This is a genomic window from Epilithonimonas lactis (assembly GCF_900110605.1).
Classification (GTDB): domain Bacteria; phylum Bacteroidota; class Bacteroidia; order Flavobacteriales; family Weeksellaceae; genus Epilithonimonas; species Epilithonimonas lactis.
In genome coordinates this window covers 249,618-268,261 of record NZ_FOFI01000005.1, presented here as the reverse complement: position 1 = coordinate 268,261, position 18,644 = coordinate 249,618, and the positions used below count along the sequence as shown (strand labels likewise).

Sequence of the window (18,644 nt, the reverse complement as noted above, 5' to 3'; positions counted from 1 at the left end):
TTTGTCTTACAAGATTTCAAATAAGTTTAATGAAGAATCTATTTTTATTTATCGGTGTTTTCGTGTTCTCTGCACTTTCTGCGCAGTTTGATAATATCAACGCTGGAGAGAGCATCAGTTTTAGGATTCATTATGGATTCATCACTGCCGGTAACGCTACTTTATCTACAACCAAAACTTCATATAAAGGTCAGCCTGCATTCTACGTGAGAGGTGTGGGAAAAACCAGCGGTGCTGCTAAGGCCTTTTTCAAAGTAGAAGATGTTTACGAAAGTTATATCAGTGAAAAGAAGGAGCCTTTGTTCTATGTGAGGAATGTTTCGGAAGGCAGCTACACGCAGCATCTTCAAAGCACGTTCAACACAAACAACAATACTTTGGTCCTGGTCGATAAGAAACACACGGACAGACCGGCGAAAACGGTAAAAGTTCCAAACGATGTTCAGGACATTTTATCTTGTTTCTATTATTTGAGAAGCGTTGACAATTTAAAAGTCGGAAGTGTACTGAAAATGAGTGTCTGGATCGATGACGAATTGTTCCCATTTCAATTGAAAGTGGTCGGAACGGAGAAGATCTCAACAAAATTTGGTAAAGTCAATTGTCTTAAAATTATTCCTTCCGTTGTAAGTGGAAGGGTTTTTAAGGATAAAGAAGGCGTGACGATGTGGGTCACCAATGATCAGAATAAAGTGCCAGTATTGATAAAAGCAGAACTCGCCGTAGGATCGCTCAAGGCAAGTATAGACAGTTATGCCAATGTCAAGTATCCGATAAAATTTGAAAAATAATATATTGAAAATCACTCTTTTAGGAGTGATTTTTTGTTTTGCATAAAAATTTTTTTGTCAATTGAAATTGTGGAATCGAAAAGAAATTTAACTTTGAAATAAACAAATTCAAAACAAATACAAATGCAAAAACTGACAGTAACTTCGGAAATCAATAAACCTTTGAATGAAGTATGGGATTTCTTCAACAATCCAGAACATATCGTGAATTGGAACTTTGCACACGAGAGCTGGGAATGTCCATCCGCAAAAAACGATTTGAAAGTTGGTGGAAAATTGGAAGTGAGAATGCAAGCCAAAGACGGAAGTTTCGGTTTCGATCTGGTTGGGATTTATGATGAGGTTGTAGAAAACGAACGTCTCAAATACCATTTCGAAGACCATAGAAATATCGAAGTTATCTTTGAAAAACTATCTGATAACAAAACCAAAATCACAGAAAACTTCGACCCAGAAAATATGAATCCGCTGGACTTCCAAAAAGATGGCTGGCAAGCGATTTTGGATAATTTCAAAAAATATTCGGAAAGCAGATAATATTTCAGGACATCAATTATCAATTATCATTTATCATTTATCATTCATCAATTATAAATTATGAACAACGATATTTTTCCCTGCATCTGGACCAACCAAAACGGCAGTCAGATTGCAAAGTTCTACACCTCGATTTTTAGAAATTCTAACATCACACAGGAAACGTCTATGGTCATCAACATAGAAATCGAAGGTCAGAAATTGATGTTTCTGGACGCTGGCCCAATGTTCAAACCCAATCTCACAGTATCGTTGATGATGATGTGCGATTCCAAAGATGAGGTGGAAGATTACTATCAAAAATTGTCTGAGAACGGAAAAGTAATGATGGAATTAGATTCTTATCCGTGGAGCGAAAAGTACGCTTGGGTGGAAGACCAGTTCGGAATCTCGTGGCAACTGTATTACGGCGCGGAAAAAGCGAAACAGAAATTCTCGCCCGTGATGATGTTCACAGGAAAGAACAACGGAAAATGCAGAGAAGCTTTGAACTATTACACCTCAATTTTCCCAAATTCCCAAATCGAAGGCATAATGGAATATCCCGCTGGACAAGGCGAACCAGAAGGAAACATCGGGCATTCGCAGTTTATCACTGATGGCTACACGATGATGGCGATGGACAGCTCGCATCAACATCAATTCAATTTTTCGGAAGGAACATCGATGGTGGTGATGACGGACAGTCAAGAAGAAACCGATTTTTATTGGAACAAACTAACGGCAGATGGCGAAGAAAGTATGTGCGGATGGCTGAAGGACAAATATGGCTTCAGTTGGCAAATCACACCGAAAAAATTGATTGAACTCACCAACACAGATAATCCCGAGAAAAACAAAAAAGCTTTTGACGCAATGCTGAAAATGAAAAAAATTAATATCCAAGATATTGAAGACGCTTTTAATTCTTAAAATCAAAAAGTTATGGAAACATTTAAGTATCAAACAGAAATCGATGCTCCAGCGGAGAAAGTCTGGGACATCCTTTGGAACGAAGACACATATTCCAAATGGACCCATTTTTTCAGTCCAGATTCCCAGATGGTGACCGATTGGAAAGTGGGCGGTAGAACTTATTTTACGGATGCCAGCAAGAAGAATGGAATGGTAAGCACGATTGATAAAATTGAAGAAAACAAATATTTGATTTTCAAACATTTGGGAGAAATAACCGATGGCGTGGAAGACACCGAAAGTGAAAAAGTGAAAGTTTGGAGCGGAAGCAAAGAAGCTTATTACCTCGAAGAAAACAATGGCAAAACAACTTTGAAAGTGGAAGTGGATTCCGATGAAAACTACAAAGAAATGTTCGATAACGGATTCACGAAAGGTCTGCAAATCATCAAAGAATTATCGGAAAAATAAAAACGATGGACACACCAAAATCAAAAAGATTAGACATCATCATTCCCGCTTTCCGAGGTCATTCTCAGAATTTCCTGCTCGTTTTGGATGGGATTTCTGACGACGATGCCAAAAAGAGAATCGAAGGCAGGACCAATCACATCATTTGGATGGTTGGGAATTTTCTGGATATGCGTTACGCTTTGGGAAATGTGCTAGGATTAGATTTGAAAAACCCGCACAACGATTTGTTTTTCCAAGGAAAAGCGCTCGATGAAAACCTTGATTATCCCACTTTGAAAGAATTGAAAGAAAACTTTCATCAAATTTCACCATTGATTTACAACAAACTTTTGGAGATTTCTGATGAGGATTTAGAAAAAGCTTTTCCGATGGGAATGAACATCGATTTCTTTCCAGAGAATGTTCTCAATTTCATCGGAATGTGCATTGGAAGAGAAGATTATCTCTGCGGACAGATTGGTTTGATGCGCAGGATTCTCGGTTATGAAGGAATGAAATACGATTTCGATAAAGACTTGAAATATTAATCAACTATCATTTATAATTAATCATTTATTAAAAAACTATGGCAACAGTCAATCCTTATCTCACATTCCACGGACAATGTGAAGAAGCTTTTAAATTCTATGAATCTGCATTCGGCACCAAAGTCCCATTTTGGGGAAGATTTGGCGATATGCCACCAACAGAAGGAATGCCACCGTTGGCGGACGAATTCAAAAACCAGATCATGCACGTCTCGCTCCCGATTTCCAAAGAGACAACTTTGATGGGAAGCGACTCTCTGCCAGGCATGGGCGAATATAAAAACGGAAATGATTTTTCGATTTCCATCAACACAGATTCAAGAGAAGAAGCGCAGAATCTTTTTAGCAAACTCTCCGAAGGTGGAAAAGTGACGATGGAACTTCAGGACACGTTTTGGGGCGCTTATTTCGGAATGTGGCAAGACAAATTCGGAATCCAATGGATGGTGAATTATGACGACCCAGCGATAGTGCAGACGCATTAATTACTAGATTTTCCTTGCATATCTGGCAGATGTAGCAGATTCTACAAAGTAATTTGCAAAAGGCTGATTGCGACAGATTTCAATTCTTAATCAATTATCATTAATAAAAATTAACTTATGCCAAAATTAAATCCTTACCTCAATTTTGATGGAACAGCAGAAGAAGCTTTCAAATTTTACCAATCCGTTTTTGGTGGAGAATTTGTCGGCGGAGTGATGAAAATGGGCAATGCGCCTGGAACTGAGAATCTCTCGGAAGACGAGAAAAACCGAGTGATGCACATCGCATTGCCAATCGGCAAAGACCTTTTGATGGCGTCGGACATCGTTCCATCTATGGAACAAAGCTTAAACCAAGGCAACGGAAATTATATTTCAATTTTCCCGGAAAGCAGAGAAGAAGCGGACAGAATCTTCAACACATTATCTGCTGACGGCGAAGTGGAAATGCCGATGGAAGACCAATTCTGGGGCGACTATTTCGGTAGTTTCAAAGATAAGTTCGGGGTTTACTGGATGGTGAATTTCAGTAAAGATTCTGGATACGAAGGATGATCACTATTGATTTAAAATATGGAAAGCTTTGTCATTTTGCAAAGCTTTTTTTATTGTTCTAATATGAAATGTTCTACTGCTAAAAGACTTAATGATAATTATTTAGATCAATTCGGTGAAGCTATAATATTGATTTACATTAACAACAGGTAACAAAATTCTGCTCAAAACGCCCATCCAATGGCACAAATTCTGATAAGTACGTCATATCAAATTACAAACTATGGCTCTAAAATTACAATTGGCACATTGCGATGCTTGCAACGGATATTATTCTTCAACAGTATTAAACCCTAAAAATATCAACCATCCCGACATCGTCGATCACTACTTCTACCACGGCGAACCATGGTTTACGCTGGATCAGAAAACATTTGAAGAGTCAGTACAACGTCGAGAAGGTGGTATCGAAACAATCGATTTGCATGAGCATATCAAAGATGACCAACGATATTGCACCTGTTCAAAAAAAGCCAACCACAAAAGAGAGCATCTCTATTATTTAGCACCAAATACCAATCGTAATCAAAAAGTACTGAATGATTACGTAGATCAAGACATCTATTTTTACGATTTGTACATCACCTATAATAATTTTCATCAGGACATCCCAACACGTCAGGCGATCTAGCATCGATATTTGCATCATTTGATTCCAAATTATCATGTTCGCCTCTTCGGTATGATAATTTCAAGGTTTGCTGTTAATTAAAACAAAGAACAAGATGGAAAGTAAATTTATGCAAGTTTTAGGATGGGTTGCAACAGTGACAGCCATGGCCATGTACTTTTCCTATATTCCACAAATCTCTCATAACCTGAATGGTGATAAGGGCGATTGGCTTCAACCGTTGGTTGCTGGGATCAACTGTAGCCTATGGGTAACGTATGGTTTCATGAAAAAACCTAAAAGAGACTGGCCAATCGTGGTTGCCAATTCTCCCGGGATATTTTTTGGTCTTTTCGCTTTCGCTACAGCAATTTAGCACATTCTGGGAATTATTTATTTTATCAGATTATTAAACTAATTTGGTGTAGTGGCTCAATTTGTGCAAGTAAGCTTAATACCAAAATCAATACAAAATGTACAATAAAATATTAGCAGGTCTGGGCGGCGCGATTGCCCTGAACCTTTTGCACGAGATCGTGAGGCACAATTTTGACAATGTCCCAGAAGTGAACAAAGTAGGAGAGGAGGCGCTTAACAAATCCTTGGAGACTGTGGATATGAAGATCACTGACAAAGACCAGCTCTATGCGGCCACACTCGCCGGCGATGTGATAAGCAACGGTATTTATTATGCTGCTACGGCAACCAGTAGTTTCAACTTGGTTTCCGGTGTCGCAGCAGGTGTAGGTGCGGTGTTGTTGCCTGAGAAAATGGGATTGGATGATTCGCCAGTCGCAGAAACTACACAAAAAAAGGTCATGACGGTAGGTTACTATCTCTTTGGCGCGGTGGTCACGAAGTTGATCTACGATAAAATAAAGTAATAAAAAAATCTCTGGAAATTTCAGAGATTTTTTCTTATTCGAAATAAGTCTTTTTTTTAATCTGTTAGAAAAGTAGATTTGACTTTGCTTTATTCTCCTGTTTTAACTTTAATGTATTCCGACGTGGCGCCGTCCATCATCGTTTGATTGGTAAGCACTAATTTGTCATCTTGTACGACATAGGTTTCTTCCTTTCTGTAAGGCTGGTAAACGATCATTTTCTTATCATTTCCAAGCGCATCTTTTTTCGTCTGTATCGTATAGGTGTGTTCGGAAACCAATTGGTCATTTTCATAATATTTCAGTCGCTTACTAGTAAATTCGAGAATGACGGTTTTTCCGGAAGATTCTGGCGTTACAAGAGAACCTTCGAGTCCGCTGTAAGAGCTTTTCCAATTCCATCTGCCGGCTAGATTTTCTGTTGCTGCTTCTGTATCATTATCTCTAGTGCAAGATAGAATGGTTGATGTAGCAATTAAAGCAAGTAAGATCTTTTTCATTTTTACTTATTTTTGGTGAAGCTAGAATTATAAATTTAAAACTAAATGTCGATCATAAAAATACTAAGAAATAAGATTCGACAATATTAAGTTTTAATAAATTCTTTAAAATTAATTCTTTAATCTTTTTAGTTGGAATTCATAATTACTACTATTAATGCCTAATCCACAAAAAACCTCGTCCCAAAAATTGAAACGAGGTTTTATTAATTTTAAAAACAGAAACTTAAACTTTTAAGATCTCCGCTTCTTTTGTTTTGTAAGCGTCATCTGACTTTTTTACATAAGCATCTGTCAGGTCCTGGATATCTTTCTCAGCACCTTTGATCAGGTCCTCTGCGATTCCATCAAGTCTTTTCAGTTCTTTGTTACCTTCCTGTCTTGCGTTTCTGATGGTAACTTTCGTTTGATCCGTTTCACCTTTAGCTTGTTTTGCCAATTCACGTCTTCTTTCCTCGGTCAAAGGCGGAACGTTGATGATGATCACATCGCCATTGTTAGAAGGTGCAAATCCAAGGTTCGAGTTCACGATTCCTTTTGCGATCGCACCAATTGCCGTTCTGTCCCAAGGTTGGATAGAAAGCGTCATCGCATCCACTACAGACACGTTTGCCACTTGGCTTAGAGGCGTTGGCGCTCCGTAATATTCAACCATCACGTCCTGAACCATAGATGTAGAAGCACGTCCGGCTCTGATCTTTTGGAACGCATGATCCAAATGCTTGATTGCAGCATCCATCTCTTGCTTTGCGGAGGCTACAATGAGTTCTAATTCTTCCATTGTATATTTAAAATTTGATAATTGACACATATATTATTTAATCAATGATATTTGATAAGCGATAAATGATTTGTTAGGGCAGCTATTTCCGCCTTCCACTCCCGCTTTTTTTTGAAAAATCCCAACTCCAAGATCCCCAGCTTATTTTTCAAAAAAAGAGCTCCGTTCAAGTCGGGCTGCAAAAAGATTCAACATTCCAAAATAAAACAAGGTTTTAAATCATTTATCAACCATCGTTTATCATCTATGATTTACACATTCACCAGCGTTCCGATGTTTTCACCATCTACCAGTTTTTCCAAATTACCTTCCTTGTTCATATCAAAAACAATGATTGGTAATTTATTCTCGTGACTTAGTGTGAAAGCGGTCATATCCATTACTTTCAGGTTTTTTTCAAACACTTCGTCGAATGACAGGCTATTGAATTTCACTGCGTCTGCATTTTTCTCAGGATCGCTGTCGTAGATTCCGTCCACTCTTGTTCCTTTTAGGATCACATCAGCATCAATTTCTATTGCTCTAAGTGTCGCCGCAGTATCAGTCGTGAAATATGGATTTCCTGTTCCAGCACCGAAGATGACCACTCTTCCTTTCTCAAGGTGACGAACAGCTTTTCTTTTGATAAATGGCTCAGCTACTTTGTCCATTTCGATAGCAGATTGCAATCTTGTGATAATCCCTGCATCTTCCAAAGCACCTTGCAATGCCATTCCGTTGATGACCGTCGCCAACATTCCCATGTAATCACCTTGGACTCTGTCCATTCCGGTTGCAGCACCTGCCAATCCTCTGAAAATGTTTCCACCACCGATCACGATTGCGACCTCACAACCTTTTTCCACAACTTTTTTGATCTCGACTGCATATTCTTTCAGTCTGTCGTTGTCGATTCCGTATTGGCGTTCTCCCATTAGTGCTTCACCACTCAGTTTCAGAAGGATTCTTTTGTATTTCATTTATATTTTTATTTTTTTGTCTGGGTCTATTGAAACATGGATTATCAATATTTCAAATTTATTTTAAATTTTGACTGTGCAAATATAATGAAAGGAAAAGAATTACGTTAATGAAAAAGATAGTCGTTCAAAAATTTTGATACGCATCAAAATAGATTATTTTTGCAAAGCTAAAATACAGTGTGAAGAAGTTTTACAATCTCTTTTTTATCGTAGTTTCCAGTGTGGTTTTCTCTCAAACGGGAACCACGGTTTATCAGTTCCTGAATATTCCGATCTCGCCTAGACAAGCGGTTTTGGGAGATGCAGTTTCGGTCCGTGATAGTGATGTCAACTTTACAGCGGCCAATCCAGCCTTGATGAATATCGAGATGGACAATATGATCTCTGTGAATTATGCCTCCTATCTTGCCGATACAAAAATTGGAAGCATCAGCTACGTCCGCGATCTGGAATATGGCCATTTGATGTCCTTCAATGCGAGGTATATGGATTATGGTTCGATGCCAAGAACAGATGAAAATTCTATCATCAACGGGAATTTTTCTGCAATGGATGCTTCTGTAGGACTTGGCTACGCTTATCAATTCGAAGATAACTGGACGATCGGAGCCAACGTGAATTATATCACTTCAAAAATCGATACCTACTCATCTTCTGCTATCACGGCCAATGCAGGTGTCACCTATTATTTTGATAAGAGCAATGAAACTTTAGCTTTGGTCTTTAGGAATTTTGGTTATCAGATCCAGCCTTACAACGGCGTGCGGGAAAGATTGCCATTCCGGGTAGATCTAGGTTACACCAAGATTTTGGATGAATTTCCTGCTGCGCTTACCATCACAGCGCACGACCTTCAGCAACCCAACATTTCAGCCACTACTGACATCAATGGTCAGCCAACCAAATTTGGACGAAAAGTGTTGGATCACCTTTCGTTTGGTGCCGAGCTTTTCCCAGGACAGGCTTTCAATATCAGATTTGGGTATAATGTGAAAAGAGGAGGAGAATTGGCGGTTCTTGATCAAAGAAGTTTTACAGGTTTGTCCGCAGGTTTCAGTTTAAAGATTTCATCTTTCCGTTTCGATTATTCTCACATGCGCTATCACAATGCTTCCAATGTAAATATGTTGGGGCTTACTTTGGACCTCGTTCAGCTTGGTGGAAATAGGAGATAGCATTAGACTCAAGAAAAAAGTATCAAGATCTAAGATTCGAAACTTAATTTCTTAATCTTTCAATTTCATAATGTCAAAATCTCAGAATTTTTTAATTTTGTGCTATGACAAAAAAACCGGTTATCGCAATCGACGGATTTTCATCCACAGGGAAAAGTTCCATTTCTAAAATCATTGCAAAAACGCTTGGCCTGATCCATATGGATACGGGTGCGCTCTATAGAGGTATCACTTATTTTGCACTTCAAAACTGTATCAACGAAGACAGGTCCATTAATATAGATAAGTTGATCTCATCACTTCCTGATATTGATCTTCAGTTTCAGAATGTTGATGGTGAACTGCAGTTGTTCCTTAATGGTAACAACATCGATAGGGAAATCAGGTTTCCTCAAGTTTCTGACAATGTGAGCCCAGTGGCAAAGGAAGCCGAAGTCCGAAACTTCTTGTTAAAAACACAGCGCGACATTGCTGAGAAAGGTGGTGTAATCATGGATGGTAGAGATATCGGAACGGTTGTCCTGCCAGATGCGGATTACAAATTTTTCATGACAGCAAGTCAGGATGAGCGTGCCAGAAGACGTTTCCTGGAATTGGAACTTGCCGGAGAAAAAACAGACATCGAAACTGTAAAACAAAATTTGATGTCACGCGATAAAATTGATAGCGAAAGGGAAGTTTCTCCGCTGAAACAGGCAGATGACGCAATCCTAATTGATAATACGACTATCAATAAAGAAGAGACAATAGAGTTGATTTTATCCTATATCAAAAAGTTTTAACAAAATTTTAAGAATACGATTTCCTTCTTTGGCATTTTAGTTGTAAATTTATTATCATCAATAAATTAACTTAAAAATAATAACAATGTCAAAAAAATCAAACTCAGCAGCAGTTTTAGCTGCATTACTAGCAGGAGCAGCAACAGGTGTAATTTTAGGATTGCTTTATGCTCCAGAAGAAGGTAAGGAAACCAGAAAAAAAATCAAGGACAAAGCAAACGACTTAAAAGATAAAGCTGTTGACGAATACGGAAGAACATCTGAAGTTGTAAAAGACAAATATTCTGAAGTTTCTCACAACGTGAAAGACAAGTACAACTCTTTGTCTTCAACTTTCAAAGAAACAGCTCAAAATGTAGCTTCTACTGTAAAAGACAGCTATGACAAATATAAAGATCAGATCGTTTCCAAAACATCTGACGTTGTAAAAGACGTTGAAACTGAATTGGACGGCTTGAAATAAGCCTGATATCTCAGCATTCTCGAAAAGGAATTTAGAAACTAAATTCCTTTTTTTGTAAATAAAAGTGTAATTTTATATTTAACAAGATACATATGATTGATATTATAAAAGATTATACGACCAAGCGTCTGGATCTGATCAAACTCCAATTCACGGAGAAATCCTCTCTTTCAGCAGGTATTATCGCATTCATTTCTATAGTGGTGATCGCGTTTTCGTTCTTTATCATTCTTTTTAATTTTGGAATCGCTTTCCTTATTGGTCAATCATTGGGTAATACAGGTTATGGATTTTTGATTGTCGCGGGATTCTATTTCGTCTTGATGATCGCTGTTTTTTTCCTAAAGAAATTAATTGTGAAATCTATCGCAAACCAGGTAATTGATTTTCTAAAAAAATAATTTATGGCAACAAAATATACTAATCTTGATGAACTGAGAAGTGAAAAAAGACTTCTGAAACAGGAAATTGGCGAGTTGGAGGACATTCTGACCTTCAAAAGTAAAAAAGATAGCCTAAGTGCAATGACCGGCGGATTGACCGACAAATTTCTGAAAGAGACAGAGAACGAAGAAGGTGAAAAATCGCTCTCACTCGACACTCAAAATATCATGAGGGAAATCTCTTCTGGAATGAAGGAAACTGCATCCCGGAAAAATGTTCTAAATTTGGCAAATGATAGCGTAAAATCCGGATTGCTGGAAACAACCATCAAAATGGGAACCGTGGCGCTAGTAAGTAATTTTGCAAAAAAAAGTGTAATGAATAAGAATTGGAAAAGAAAAGCAGTTGGTTTGGCATTGGTGTATCTTGCACCTTACGCCTTGAGATTCATCAGAAAAAAATTAGATGAATATCAGAAAAACCAGACAGCCTCGAGCTTGGAAAAATTGATCTAGAATTTATTTTTTAGAAAATATCTCTCCTAAGATGATCCCGGCGGACATAGAAACATTCAGACTCTCTGTTGACTGTGATCTTCCGAATCTTGGGATGGTGATCATAGTGGAAATAAGATCTTCCGTGGAAGGTCTTAATCCATTTCCTTCATTTCCAAAGACCAAAGAAAACCTCTCTGGAAAATCTGTTTCGTAAATGTTTTCGCCATTCATGTCTGTTCCGAAGATCGGATATTGATATTCTTTAAGATATTCTTCCAAATCTGTGTAGAACACATTCACTCTCAAAAAAGAACCCATTGTCGCCTGAATTACCTTTGGATTATAAACATCTACGGTATCATTGCTACAGATGATCTGTTCTATCCCAAACCAATCAGCCAATCGGATAATCGTCCCTAGATTTCCAGGATCTTGAATCCCATCCAAGATCAATTGAATTTTTACGTCCTTTAAAATTTTGCTTTCCGGAATTTTGCAAACAGCCACAGAATCTTTCGGATGCTGAAGGAAACTTATCTTTTTGAGGTCTGTAGGCAAGATTTTCTCAATATTGACCGTTTTGAAAGTAATATTTTCCGGATCTGTGGAATAAAGGTTTTCAATCTCGTAGTCAGAATTGGGTAGTTCTTTTATAATTTTATTACCCTCAACTAAAAACAAATTGTATTTTTGCCTGTATTTCTTTTTGTCCAGAGATTGTATAGTCTTTATAGTATGAGCCGTAAGCATATCAACAAATATTTTCAAAAATATCATATATTTTGTTACTCCGCAATTTTAAGTGTGATTTTGTACGCATGTAATGTCACCAAAAAAGTTCCTGACGGAGAATTTCTTCTCACAAAAAACAAATTCGAGTACACAGATGGCAAAGTCCTTGGCGATGAACTGCCTGATCTTGTGGCGCAAAAGCCAAATAAAAACACACTACTATTCCTACCACTAGGTTTGGTATTCTACAATGCAGCCAATCCGAAGTATGATACGATCCTGAAAGAATATATGACCTATCCGAGTGAGATGAGAAATCAGAAACTCCGAGATTCTCTTGCGGTCAAATACAACCATCCGGAATATGTCGGCAAGAATCTCTTTTGGAACAGATTCTTCCATACTGTTGGTACCCCGCCAGTAATCCTGAGTGATGCCAAAACAAAACAGAGTGCGAAAAGTATCAACAATAGATTGATCAACCGAGGCTACTGGGATGCTGAAGTGAAAACCAATGTAGAGAAAGATTCCGCAGCGAAAAAAGCGGAAGTCGAATATGTCATCACTCACAAAGATCCCACCTACATCAAAGAATATTATTACAATATTCCTGATCCAAATATCAGAGCTTTGTATGAGTACAAACTGGATAAAAGTCTTGTCCGAAAAGGTCAGATCCTGGATGAAGGTGTTCTGGAAAAAGAAATAACCCGGATCAACGAACTTATGAAGAATGAAGGTTATTATAAATTCAATAATGACAATCAGGATATATATTTTGTTGCAGATTCTTTGAAAAGTAGAAAGGATGTTCCTGTGGTCATGTCTATTCATAAAGATTCTGTGGATACGCCTTATCGAAAAGCAACAATTGGAAATATCAAAGTTTCTGTTGCTAGAAATATAAATAATACCGAAAAACTTCCACTTAAAGATAGTCTCAGAGGGATTTCCATTAATAGAAAAGACAGTGCTTACACGTTGAACTCTCTTTGGTTACCTATCACGATCAAAAAAGGCGAAGTCTATAAACAGGCCAATCTGGATCTTACCAGAAGAAACCTGATCGCGATGAACAACTTCACAGTCTTGAAAGCTACCGATGAACTTAGAAAAGAAGGTACCGCTGCGGAGAGAGACAGTATCATAGATGTAGAATATGTCTTGAAGCCGTTGCCGAAGTACGAGTTCAATATAGCCACAGATATCCATTATTCTCAAATCCTGAATTTTGGATTCTCACCATCTGTCGATCTCACAACTAGGAATGTGTTTGGTGGTGCAGAAAACTTGGTGACCAGTTTTTCCGGAATTATTGGAACCACGAAAGATCCAAAAAATCCAAATGCTTTCTTCAATGCTTACGAACTTTCTGCCCAGACGTCTCTCCAATTTCCGAGATTGTTGGTCCCGATCCGAAGATATTATAAGTTGGTTCCAAAAAGATATTCGCCAACGACGAGTATTAATCTTGGCGCGTCTGTTCAGAATAATATCGGACTAGGAAGGATCAACTTCAACACTGGACTTTCGTACAACGCCAATGTAAATGACGGCCTTGTGCAACACAGATTGACCTTGTTCAATACACAATTGAGTTTAACACAGAACAAAGACAGATATTACGACTATTTCCCGGCCGATAATGAATATCGACAAAATATCTTCGATCTCTATAAAATTGATCATCCGGAGATCACTCCAGAAAACAATTATTCCTATGATCAGATCTCTGCGATCATTTTAGGCGATACACCTTTCATTACCAATCTTCTTGCAGCCGACAGTGGTTTGCTGTACAATTACATGCAATCTATCTACAATAAGGAGCGCCAGACGCAGGATGTGATTATTTCTTCTTTGATCTATAATTTCACTTATAATGAGATCGGGAAAAAAGACTACAAAAATCCATTTTCATTTACTGGAAAGGTGGAGATTGCAGGTAATTTCCTGAATCTGATCACCAAAAAAGAAGAGAACTATTTGCTCTATGGAAACACGAAAACCATTTTCAAGATCCCATTCTCTCAGTTCATTAAGTTTGATTTTGATTTCCGAAAATATTTTACATTTTTCAATGACCGTGCGAAACCTCATACGCTAGCATTCCGACAGTTCGTTGGCGTTGGGATTCCTTATGGTAATTCTAGTGAGATGCCGTTTGTAAGGTCTTATTTCAATGGTGGCGCTTATGATATTAGAGCTTGGGTCGCCTTTGGTGGATTGGGACCAGCAGATTCCCAATTGGACGAGAGAGTGCGTTCTTATGCGATGGATAATGTGAAACTGACAACCAGTGTAGAATATCGTCTCCCGCTTACAGATACTTTTGAAGCGGCACTTTTCACAGATGCTGGTAATATTTGGGGTCTGAAGGATAATGGTTTTGGCGATCAGTTCAAGTTCAAAAAATTCATCAGCCAAATGGGTGTTGGTAGTGGACTTGGTATTAGAATGAATATTGCGTACGTGAATCTGAGATTGGATATGGCTTATAAAATACACGATCCAAATCAGCCAGAAGGCGAAAGATGGGTGATTGACAAAATTCAACCATTGAAGCCAACCATCAACTTCGCAATCGGATATCCATTCTAAATTTATTTTCAAAAATGCGTTTTCTCAAATTTATCATCATAATCATTCTCTGCTTATTCGGAGTCTATTCTATTTCAATGAATTTTGTGGATGAGAGCAAAAGTTTTGTCCATCATTCTGAGATCAATTATCCTGTGGACAAAGTTTTTCCTCAATTCAACAACCTTCAGAACTTCACAACCTGGAATGATTTCTTCAATGAAAAACAAGACATCAGCTACAGCTTCTTTACGCCTTATGATGGTTTGGGAAGTTCGATGAAATTCTCTGACAAAAAGAACAATGACTTCGGTGATATGTTCATTCGATACTCTAATGTCAACAGAACCTTGCGTTATCAACTCTTTGAAGGCGAAAGTGAAAATCCTTATTTGATCGATGTTAAATTCATTCCGGCTGGCAACAAGACCAAATTGGTTTGGAATATCCACACACCAAAAAGAAGTTATCTGGAAAGGTCATTGAACTTGGTTGCGGAAGATTTCTTTGTTGAGAATATTGATAAAAGCATGAAGAATCTTTTCTCACTTTTGGGTAACAAAGTAGATAAGGATCAGCAATTGGCATCGGTGAAATACGACAGCATCATGGTGGAAAACCGAGAAGGCGGAATTCTTTTGGGCGTGAATGTCAGTACAAGAAACACAAAGGAGATCATCTTCAAAAATGTTTTGATGAATCACAACAAAGTGCTCAATTTCGTAAAATCAGACCTTGCAAAAAAAGACGATGAGATCGGTTTGCCGGTTCTTCTGACGAATCCAGCTAATCTAAAAGATAAAGAGATCTCCTATTTCTATGGAATTCCTTTGTCGAAAAGAGTTTCCGTGAGCGATAATAATTTTAATTTCCAGACTTTGAACGCTTCAAAAGTTTACGTCATCTACTTCCAGGGAAATTATAACAACCGCTTGAAAAACATCCAGGAACTACTGAAAAAGGCGAAAAAAGACACGCTACGAAATGGACAGCTGATGGAAGAGTTCCTCGAAGAACCTACTGACGTTCAGGATGTAAAACTGAAATTATCACTTCCGGTTTACCGCTAGCAAATCTGATAAATATCACGTATATTTACGGGAATAAATTGATACACTAGATGCTAATCCACAAAAAATTAGTAAATTTGGTGGCAATTATTTAATAATAAAAATTAACAGATAATCTGTAATAATGGATAAATTTTCATTTCTAAATGCCGTACATGCTCAATTGATTGATGACATGTATGCGCAATACCAAAAATACCCGGATTCTCTTGAGCCTTCTTGGAAATCTTTTTTTCAAGGTTTTGATTTCGCTTTAGAAAACTATGGCGATGATGATTCGGCTTCTGCAGCGCCTTCTGGTTCTGCTCCTGTTCAATATGCTCAGCAAGCTGTCACCAATAATGCGGTTTCAGAAGATATTTCGAAAGAATTCAAGGTGGTCAACCTGATCGAAGCTTACAGGTCAAGAGGACACCTTTTTACAAAAACGAATCCTGTAAGAGAAAGAAGACATTACTTTCCAACGCTTGATATAGAAAACTTCGGATTGTCGAAAGAGGATCTGAATAAGAAATTCAATTCTGCTACCCAAACGGGAATGCCTGGTCCTGCAACTCTGCAAGAGATCATCACACACCTTCAGAACATCTATTGTGATTCTATCGGTGTAGAATACATGCATATCCAAAATGTGGAGGAGAAGAAGTGGATCATGGAATGGGTGAATGTGAACGAAAACCATCCGACACTCTCTGCCCAGGAAAAGACAGAGATCCTTTTCAAATTGAACCAAGCGGTGGCGTTTGAAAATTATCTTCACACGAAATTCGTAGGTCAAAAACGTTTCTCTCTAGAAGGAGGTGAATCTTTGATCCCAGCTTTGGATCAGTTGATCACAAGGTCTTCTCAGCTTGGCGTTGATGAGGTTGTTCTAGGAATGGCCCACAGAGGACGTTTGAATGTTTTGACCAATGTTTTCCAAAAATCATACAAGCAAATATTCTCTGAGTTCGAAGGAAAAGAATTTGAAGAAGATGTATTCTCCGGTGATGTTAAATATCACTTGGGATCATCCAAAAAAATAACAACAGCAAACGGAGAAGAAGTTAGAATTAATTTAACGCCGAATCCATCTCACTTGGAAACTGTAGCTGCGCTTGTAGAAGGAATCTGCAGAGCCAAAGTTGATAATGTTTACAAAGACGATTACTCCAAAGTTTTACCGATCGTGATCCACGGAGACGGTGCGATTGCGGGTCAAGGTATCGTTTATGAGATCGCTCAGATGATGAATCTGGAAGGTTACAAAACAGGCGGAACAGTTCACATTGTTGTGAACAACCAGGTTTCTTTCACCACCAATTTCTTGGATGCTAGATCGTCTGTTTATTGTACAGATATTGCAAAAGTGACAGATTCTCCAGTAATGCACATCAATGCTGATGATGTAGAAGCTGTAGTTCACGCGATCAGATTTGCAGCGGATTTCCGTGCGAAATTTGGTAAGGATGTTTATATCGACCTTCTTGGTTATAGAAAATACGGACATAACGAAGGTGATGAGCCGAGATTTACTCAGCCAAATCTTTATAAACTGATCTCAAAACATAAGAATCCAAGAGAGATCTACAAAGACCTTTTGATCAAGGAAAATGTAGTTTCTGATGAAGTTTTGAGCAAGATGGAGAAGGAATTCAAAGCTTTGTTAGATGAGAATTTTGATGCTTCCAAAGAGATTGAAAGAAATACGATGGACGTCTTCATGAAAGATGACTGGATAGATTTCCCGATCGGTGGAAAAGGTTGCGTTTCAAATGCTAATATTGACACGACTTACGACCTTGAAAAACTGAAGGAACTTGCAGTTAAGATCTCTACACTTCCTGCAGACAAAAAATTCATCAATAAAATTACCCGTCTTTTCGAAAACAGAGTGAAGATGGTTGAGAATAATTCTTTGGATTGGGCAGCAGGAGAGTTGTTGGCTTACGCAACACTTCTTACAGAAGGTTACAATGTAAGACTTTCCGGAGAAGATGTGGAAAGAGGAACGTTCTCTCACCGTCACGCCGTAGTAAAAACTGAAGATACAGAAGAAGAATACATCCCATTGAGACACATCAATGAACAAAGATTTGATGTTTACAACTCACACCTTTCAGAATATGGTGTTCTAGGATTTGACTATGGTTATGCCATGGCTGCTCCTAAAACATTGACGATTTGGGAAGCTCAGTTTGGTGATTTTACAAATGGTGCTCAGATCATCGTTGACCAATATTTGGTTGCTGCTGAAGAAAAATGGAAGATCCAGGACGGTTTGGTCATGATGTTGCCTCACGGATCCGAGGGTCAAGGTGCAGAACACTCTTCTGCCAGACTAGAGAGATTCCTGACGCTTGCTGCAAATGAGAATATCATCGTAGCGAACATAACTTCTCCAGCCAACTATTTCCATTTGCTGAGAAGACAGATGAAATTCGGATTCAGAAAACCATTGGTGATCATGACGCCAAAATCATTGTTGAGACATCCAAAAGTAGTTTCTCCATTGGAAGACCTTGCAACAGGAAGTTTCCAACCAATTTTGGACGATCCAACGGCAGATCCAGCAAAAGTGGAAAGATTGGTACTTTGTACTGGTAAATTATATTACGACCTATTGGCTAAGAAAGAAGAATTGAATGATGATAAAGTAGCTTTGGTAAGACTTGAGCAAGTTTATCCTTTAAATTTTGAAAAAATTCAAGCCATCTTCGATAAATATAATAATAAGAAAGACTTGATCTGGGCTCAGGAAGAACCTGAAAATATGGGAGCTTGGAGTTTCATCCTAAGAAACTTCCGTCATACCAATATCCAATTGATCTCTCCAGTTGCGAGCGGAACGCCAGCGCCAGGAAGTCACAAGATGTTTGAGAAAAACCAGACTAAGATCATCAATTCTGTTTTTCAGTGTAACGATGAGCCTGTAAAAAGACCAGTTACAGCTTAATAAAATTAATAAACTATAAAGAATAA

22 protein-coding genes are annotated in these 18,644 nt (G+C 38.2%); 18 read left to right on the top strand and 4 right to left on the bottom strand.

The window, feature by feature from the left end; translation table 11 throughout:
• The first annotated feature begins 29 nt into the window (after nucleotides 1-29).
• The 10 genes from BMW39_RS17010 (at nucleotide 30) to BMW39_RS16965 (ending at nucleotide 5,757) form a co-directional block, all read left to right on the top strand.
• Nucleotides 30-791 (top strand): DUF3108 domain-containing protein, encoded by a 762-nt coding sequence (locus tag BMW39_RS17010; protein WP_034978155.1) that lies wholly within the window; start codon nucleotides 30-32, stop codon nucleotides 789-791.
• 123 nt (nucleotides 792-914) lie between these two features.
• The gene (locus tag BMW39_RS17005) at nucleotides 915-1,328 is read left to right on the top strand and encodes an SRPBCC domain-containing protein (RefSeq protein WP_034978157.1); all 414 of its coding nucleotides are present in this window, start codon (nucleotides 915-917) and stop codon (nucleotides 1,326-1,328) included.
• 60 nt (nucleotides 1,329-1,388) lie between these two features.
• The gene (locus BMW39_RS17000; RefSeq protein WP_034978159.1) at nucleotides 1,389-2,240 is read left to right on the top strand and encodes a VOC family protein; all 852 of its coding nucleotides are present in this window, start codon (nucleotides 1,389-1,391) and stop codon (nucleotides 2,238-2,240) included.
• 12 nt (nucleotides 2,241-2,252) lie between these two features.
• Nucleotides 2,253-2,693, top strand: a complete 441-nt coding sequence (locus BMW39_RS16995; RefSeq protein ID WP_034978161.1) for an SRPBCC family protein — start codon at nucleotides 2,253-2,255, stop codon at nucleotides 2,691-2,693.
• Nucleotides 2,694-2,698: 5 nt separating this feature from the next.
• Nucleotides 2,699-3,223: a hypothetical protein gene (locus BMW39_RS16990; protein ID WP_034978163.1), complete on the top strand. Its 525-nt coding sequence runs from the start codon at nucleotides 2,699-2,701 to the stop codon at nucleotides 3,221-3,223.
• Nucleotides 3,224-3,261: 38 nt separating this feature from the next.
• Nucleotides 3,262-3,708: a VOC family protein gene (locus tag BMW39_RS16985; RefSeq protein WP_034978164.1), complete on the top strand. Its 447-nt coding sequence runs from the start codon at nucleotides 3,262-3,264 to the stop codon at nucleotides 3,706-3,708.
• A 117-nt stretch (nucleotides 3,709-3,825) separates the two neighbouring features.
• On the top strand, nucleotides 3,826-4,263 hold the full coding sequence (locus BMW39_RS16980; protein ID WP_034978166.1) for a VOC family protein: 438 nt from the start codon (nucleotides 3,826-3,828) through the stop codon (nucleotides 4,261-4,263).
• A 223-nt stretch (nucleotides 4,264-4,486) separates the two neighbouring features.
• A complete protein-coding gene (locus BMW39_RS16975; RefSeq protein ID WP_034978168.1) occupies nucleotides 4,487-4,894 on the top strand; it encodes a hypothetical protein in 408 nt (135 codons plus the stop codon).
• A gap of 94 nt (nucleotides 4,895-4,988) precedes the next feature.
• Nucleotides 4,989-5,249, top strand: coding sequence for a SemiSWEET family transporter (locus BMW39_RS16970; RefSeq protein ID WP_034978170.1), 261 nt, complete (start codon nucleotides 4,989-4,991; stop codon nucleotides 5,247-5,249).
• Between the two features lie 97 nt (nucleotides 5,250-5,346).
• On the top strand, nucleotides 5,347-5,757 hold the full coding sequence (locus BMW39_RS16965) for a hypothetical protein (RefSeq protein WP_034978172.1): 411 nt from the start codon (nucleotides 5,347-5,349) through the stop codon (nucleotides 5,755-5,757).
• An 89-nt stretch (nucleotides 5,758-5,846) separates the two neighbouring features.
• Here BMW39_RS16965 and BMW39_RS16960 read toward each other — a convergent pair whose 3' ends face one another.
• The 3 genes from BMW39_RS16960 to pyrH form a co-directional block, all read right to left on the bottom strand.
• Entirely contained in the window at nucleotides 5,847-6,257 is a 411-nt protein-coding gene (locus tag BMW39_RS16960) for a hypothetical protein (RefSeq protein ID WP_034978175.1), read from the bottom strand.
• A gap of 226 nt (nucleotides 6,258-6,483) precedes the next feature.
• Nucleotides 6,484-7,038, bottom strand: coding sequence for a ribosome recycling factor (gene frr / locus BMW39_RS16955; protein ID WP_034968049.1), 555 nt, complete (start codon nucleotides 7,036-7,038; stop codon nucleotides 6,484-6,486).
• Nucleotides 7,039-7,289: 251 nt separating this feature from the next.
• Nucleotides 7,290-7,997 (bottom strand): UMP kinase, encoded by a 708-nt coding sequence (gene pyrH, locus BMW39_RS16950; RefSeq protein ID WP_034978177.1) that lies wholly within the window; start codon nucleotides 7,995-7,997, stop codon nucleotides 7,290-7,292.
• 182 nt (nucleotides 7,998-8,179) lie between these two features.
• Here pyrH and porQ point away from each other — a divergent pair, with 182 nt between their 5' ends.
• The 5 genes from porQ (at nucleotide 8,180) to BMW39_RS16925 (ending at nucleotide 11,319) form a co-directional block, all read left to right on the top strand.
• Entirely contained in the window at nucleotides 8,180-9,175 is a 996-nt protein-coding gene (gene porQ, locus BMW39_RS16945) for a type IX secretion system protein PorQ (protein ID WP_034978180.1), read from the top strand.
• A 104-nt stretch (nucleotides 9,176-9,279) separates the two neighbouring features.
• Nucleotides 9,280-9,957, top strand: a complete 678-nt coding sequence (cmk, locus tag BMW39_RS16940; RefSeq protein WP_034978183.1) for a (d)CMP kinase — start codon at nucleotides 9,280-9,282, stop codon at nucleotides 9,955-9,957.
• A gap of 85 nt (nucleotides 9,958-10,042) precedes the next feature.
• A complete protein-coding gene (locus BMW39_RS16935; RefSeq protein WP_034978186.1) occupies nucleotides 10,043-10,420 on the top strand; it encodes a YtxH domain-containing protein in 378 nt (125 codons plus the stop codon).
• Between the two features lie 92 nt (nucleotides 10,421-10,512).
• Entirely contained in the window at nucleotides 10,513-10,821 is a 309-nt protein-coding gene (locus tag BMW39_RS16930; RefSeq protein ID WP_034978189.1) for a hypothetical protein, read from the top strand.
• A 3-nt stretch (nucleotides 10,822-10,824) separates the two neighbouring features.
• The gene (locus tag BMW39_RS16925; protein ID WP_034978191.1) at nucleotides 10,825-11,319 is read left to right on the top strand and encodes a hypothetical protein; all 495 of its coding nucleotides are present in this window, start codon (nucleotides 10,825-10,827) and stop codon (nucleotides 11,317-11,319) included.
• 3 nt (nucleotides 11,320-11,322) lie between these two features.
• Here BMW39_RS16925 and BMW39_RS16920 read toward each other — a convergent pair whose 3' ends face one another.
• Nucleotides 11,323-12,051: a TrmH family RNA methyltransferase gene (locus BMW39_RS16920; RefSeq protein WP_034978194.1), complete on the bottom strand. Its 729-nt coding sequence runs from the start codon at nucleotides 12,049-12,051 to the stop codon at nucleotides 11,323-11,325.
• On the opposite strand from BMW39_RS16920, the gene tamL reads away from it, so the two are divergent.
• The 3 genes from tamL to BMW39_RS16905 all read left to right on the top strand — a co-directional run bounded on the left by tamL (nucleotide 12,037) and on the right by BMW39_RS16905 (nucleotide 18,618).
• Nucleotides 12,037-14,634: a translocation and assembly module lipoprotein TamL gene (tamL, locus tag BMW39_RS16915; RefSeq protein WP_083391952.1), complete on the top strand. Its 2,598-nt coding sequence runs from the start codon at nucleotides 12,037-12,039 to the stop codon at nucleotides 14,632-14,634. The two genes, BMW39_RS16920 and tamL, sit on opposite strands and share 15 nt — an antisense overlap.
• 14 nt (nucleotides 14,635-14,648) lie before the next feature.
• The gene (locus BMW39_RS16910; protein ID WP_034978197.1) at nucleotides 14,649-15,683 is read left to right on the top strand and encodes an SRPBCC family protein; all 1,035 of its coding nucleotides are present in this window, start codon (nucleotides 14,649-14,651) and stop codon (nucleotides 15,681-15,683) included.
• Between the two features lie 124 nt (nucleotides 15,684-15,807).
• Nucleotides 15,808-18,618: a 2-oxoglutarate dehydrogenase E1 component gene (locus tag BMW39_RS16905; protein ID WP_034978200.1), complete on the top strand. Its 2,811-nt coding sequence runs from the start codon at nucleotides 15,808-15,810 to the stop codon at nucleotides 18,616-18,618.
• Nucleotides 18,619-18,644: the final 26 nt, after the last annotated feature.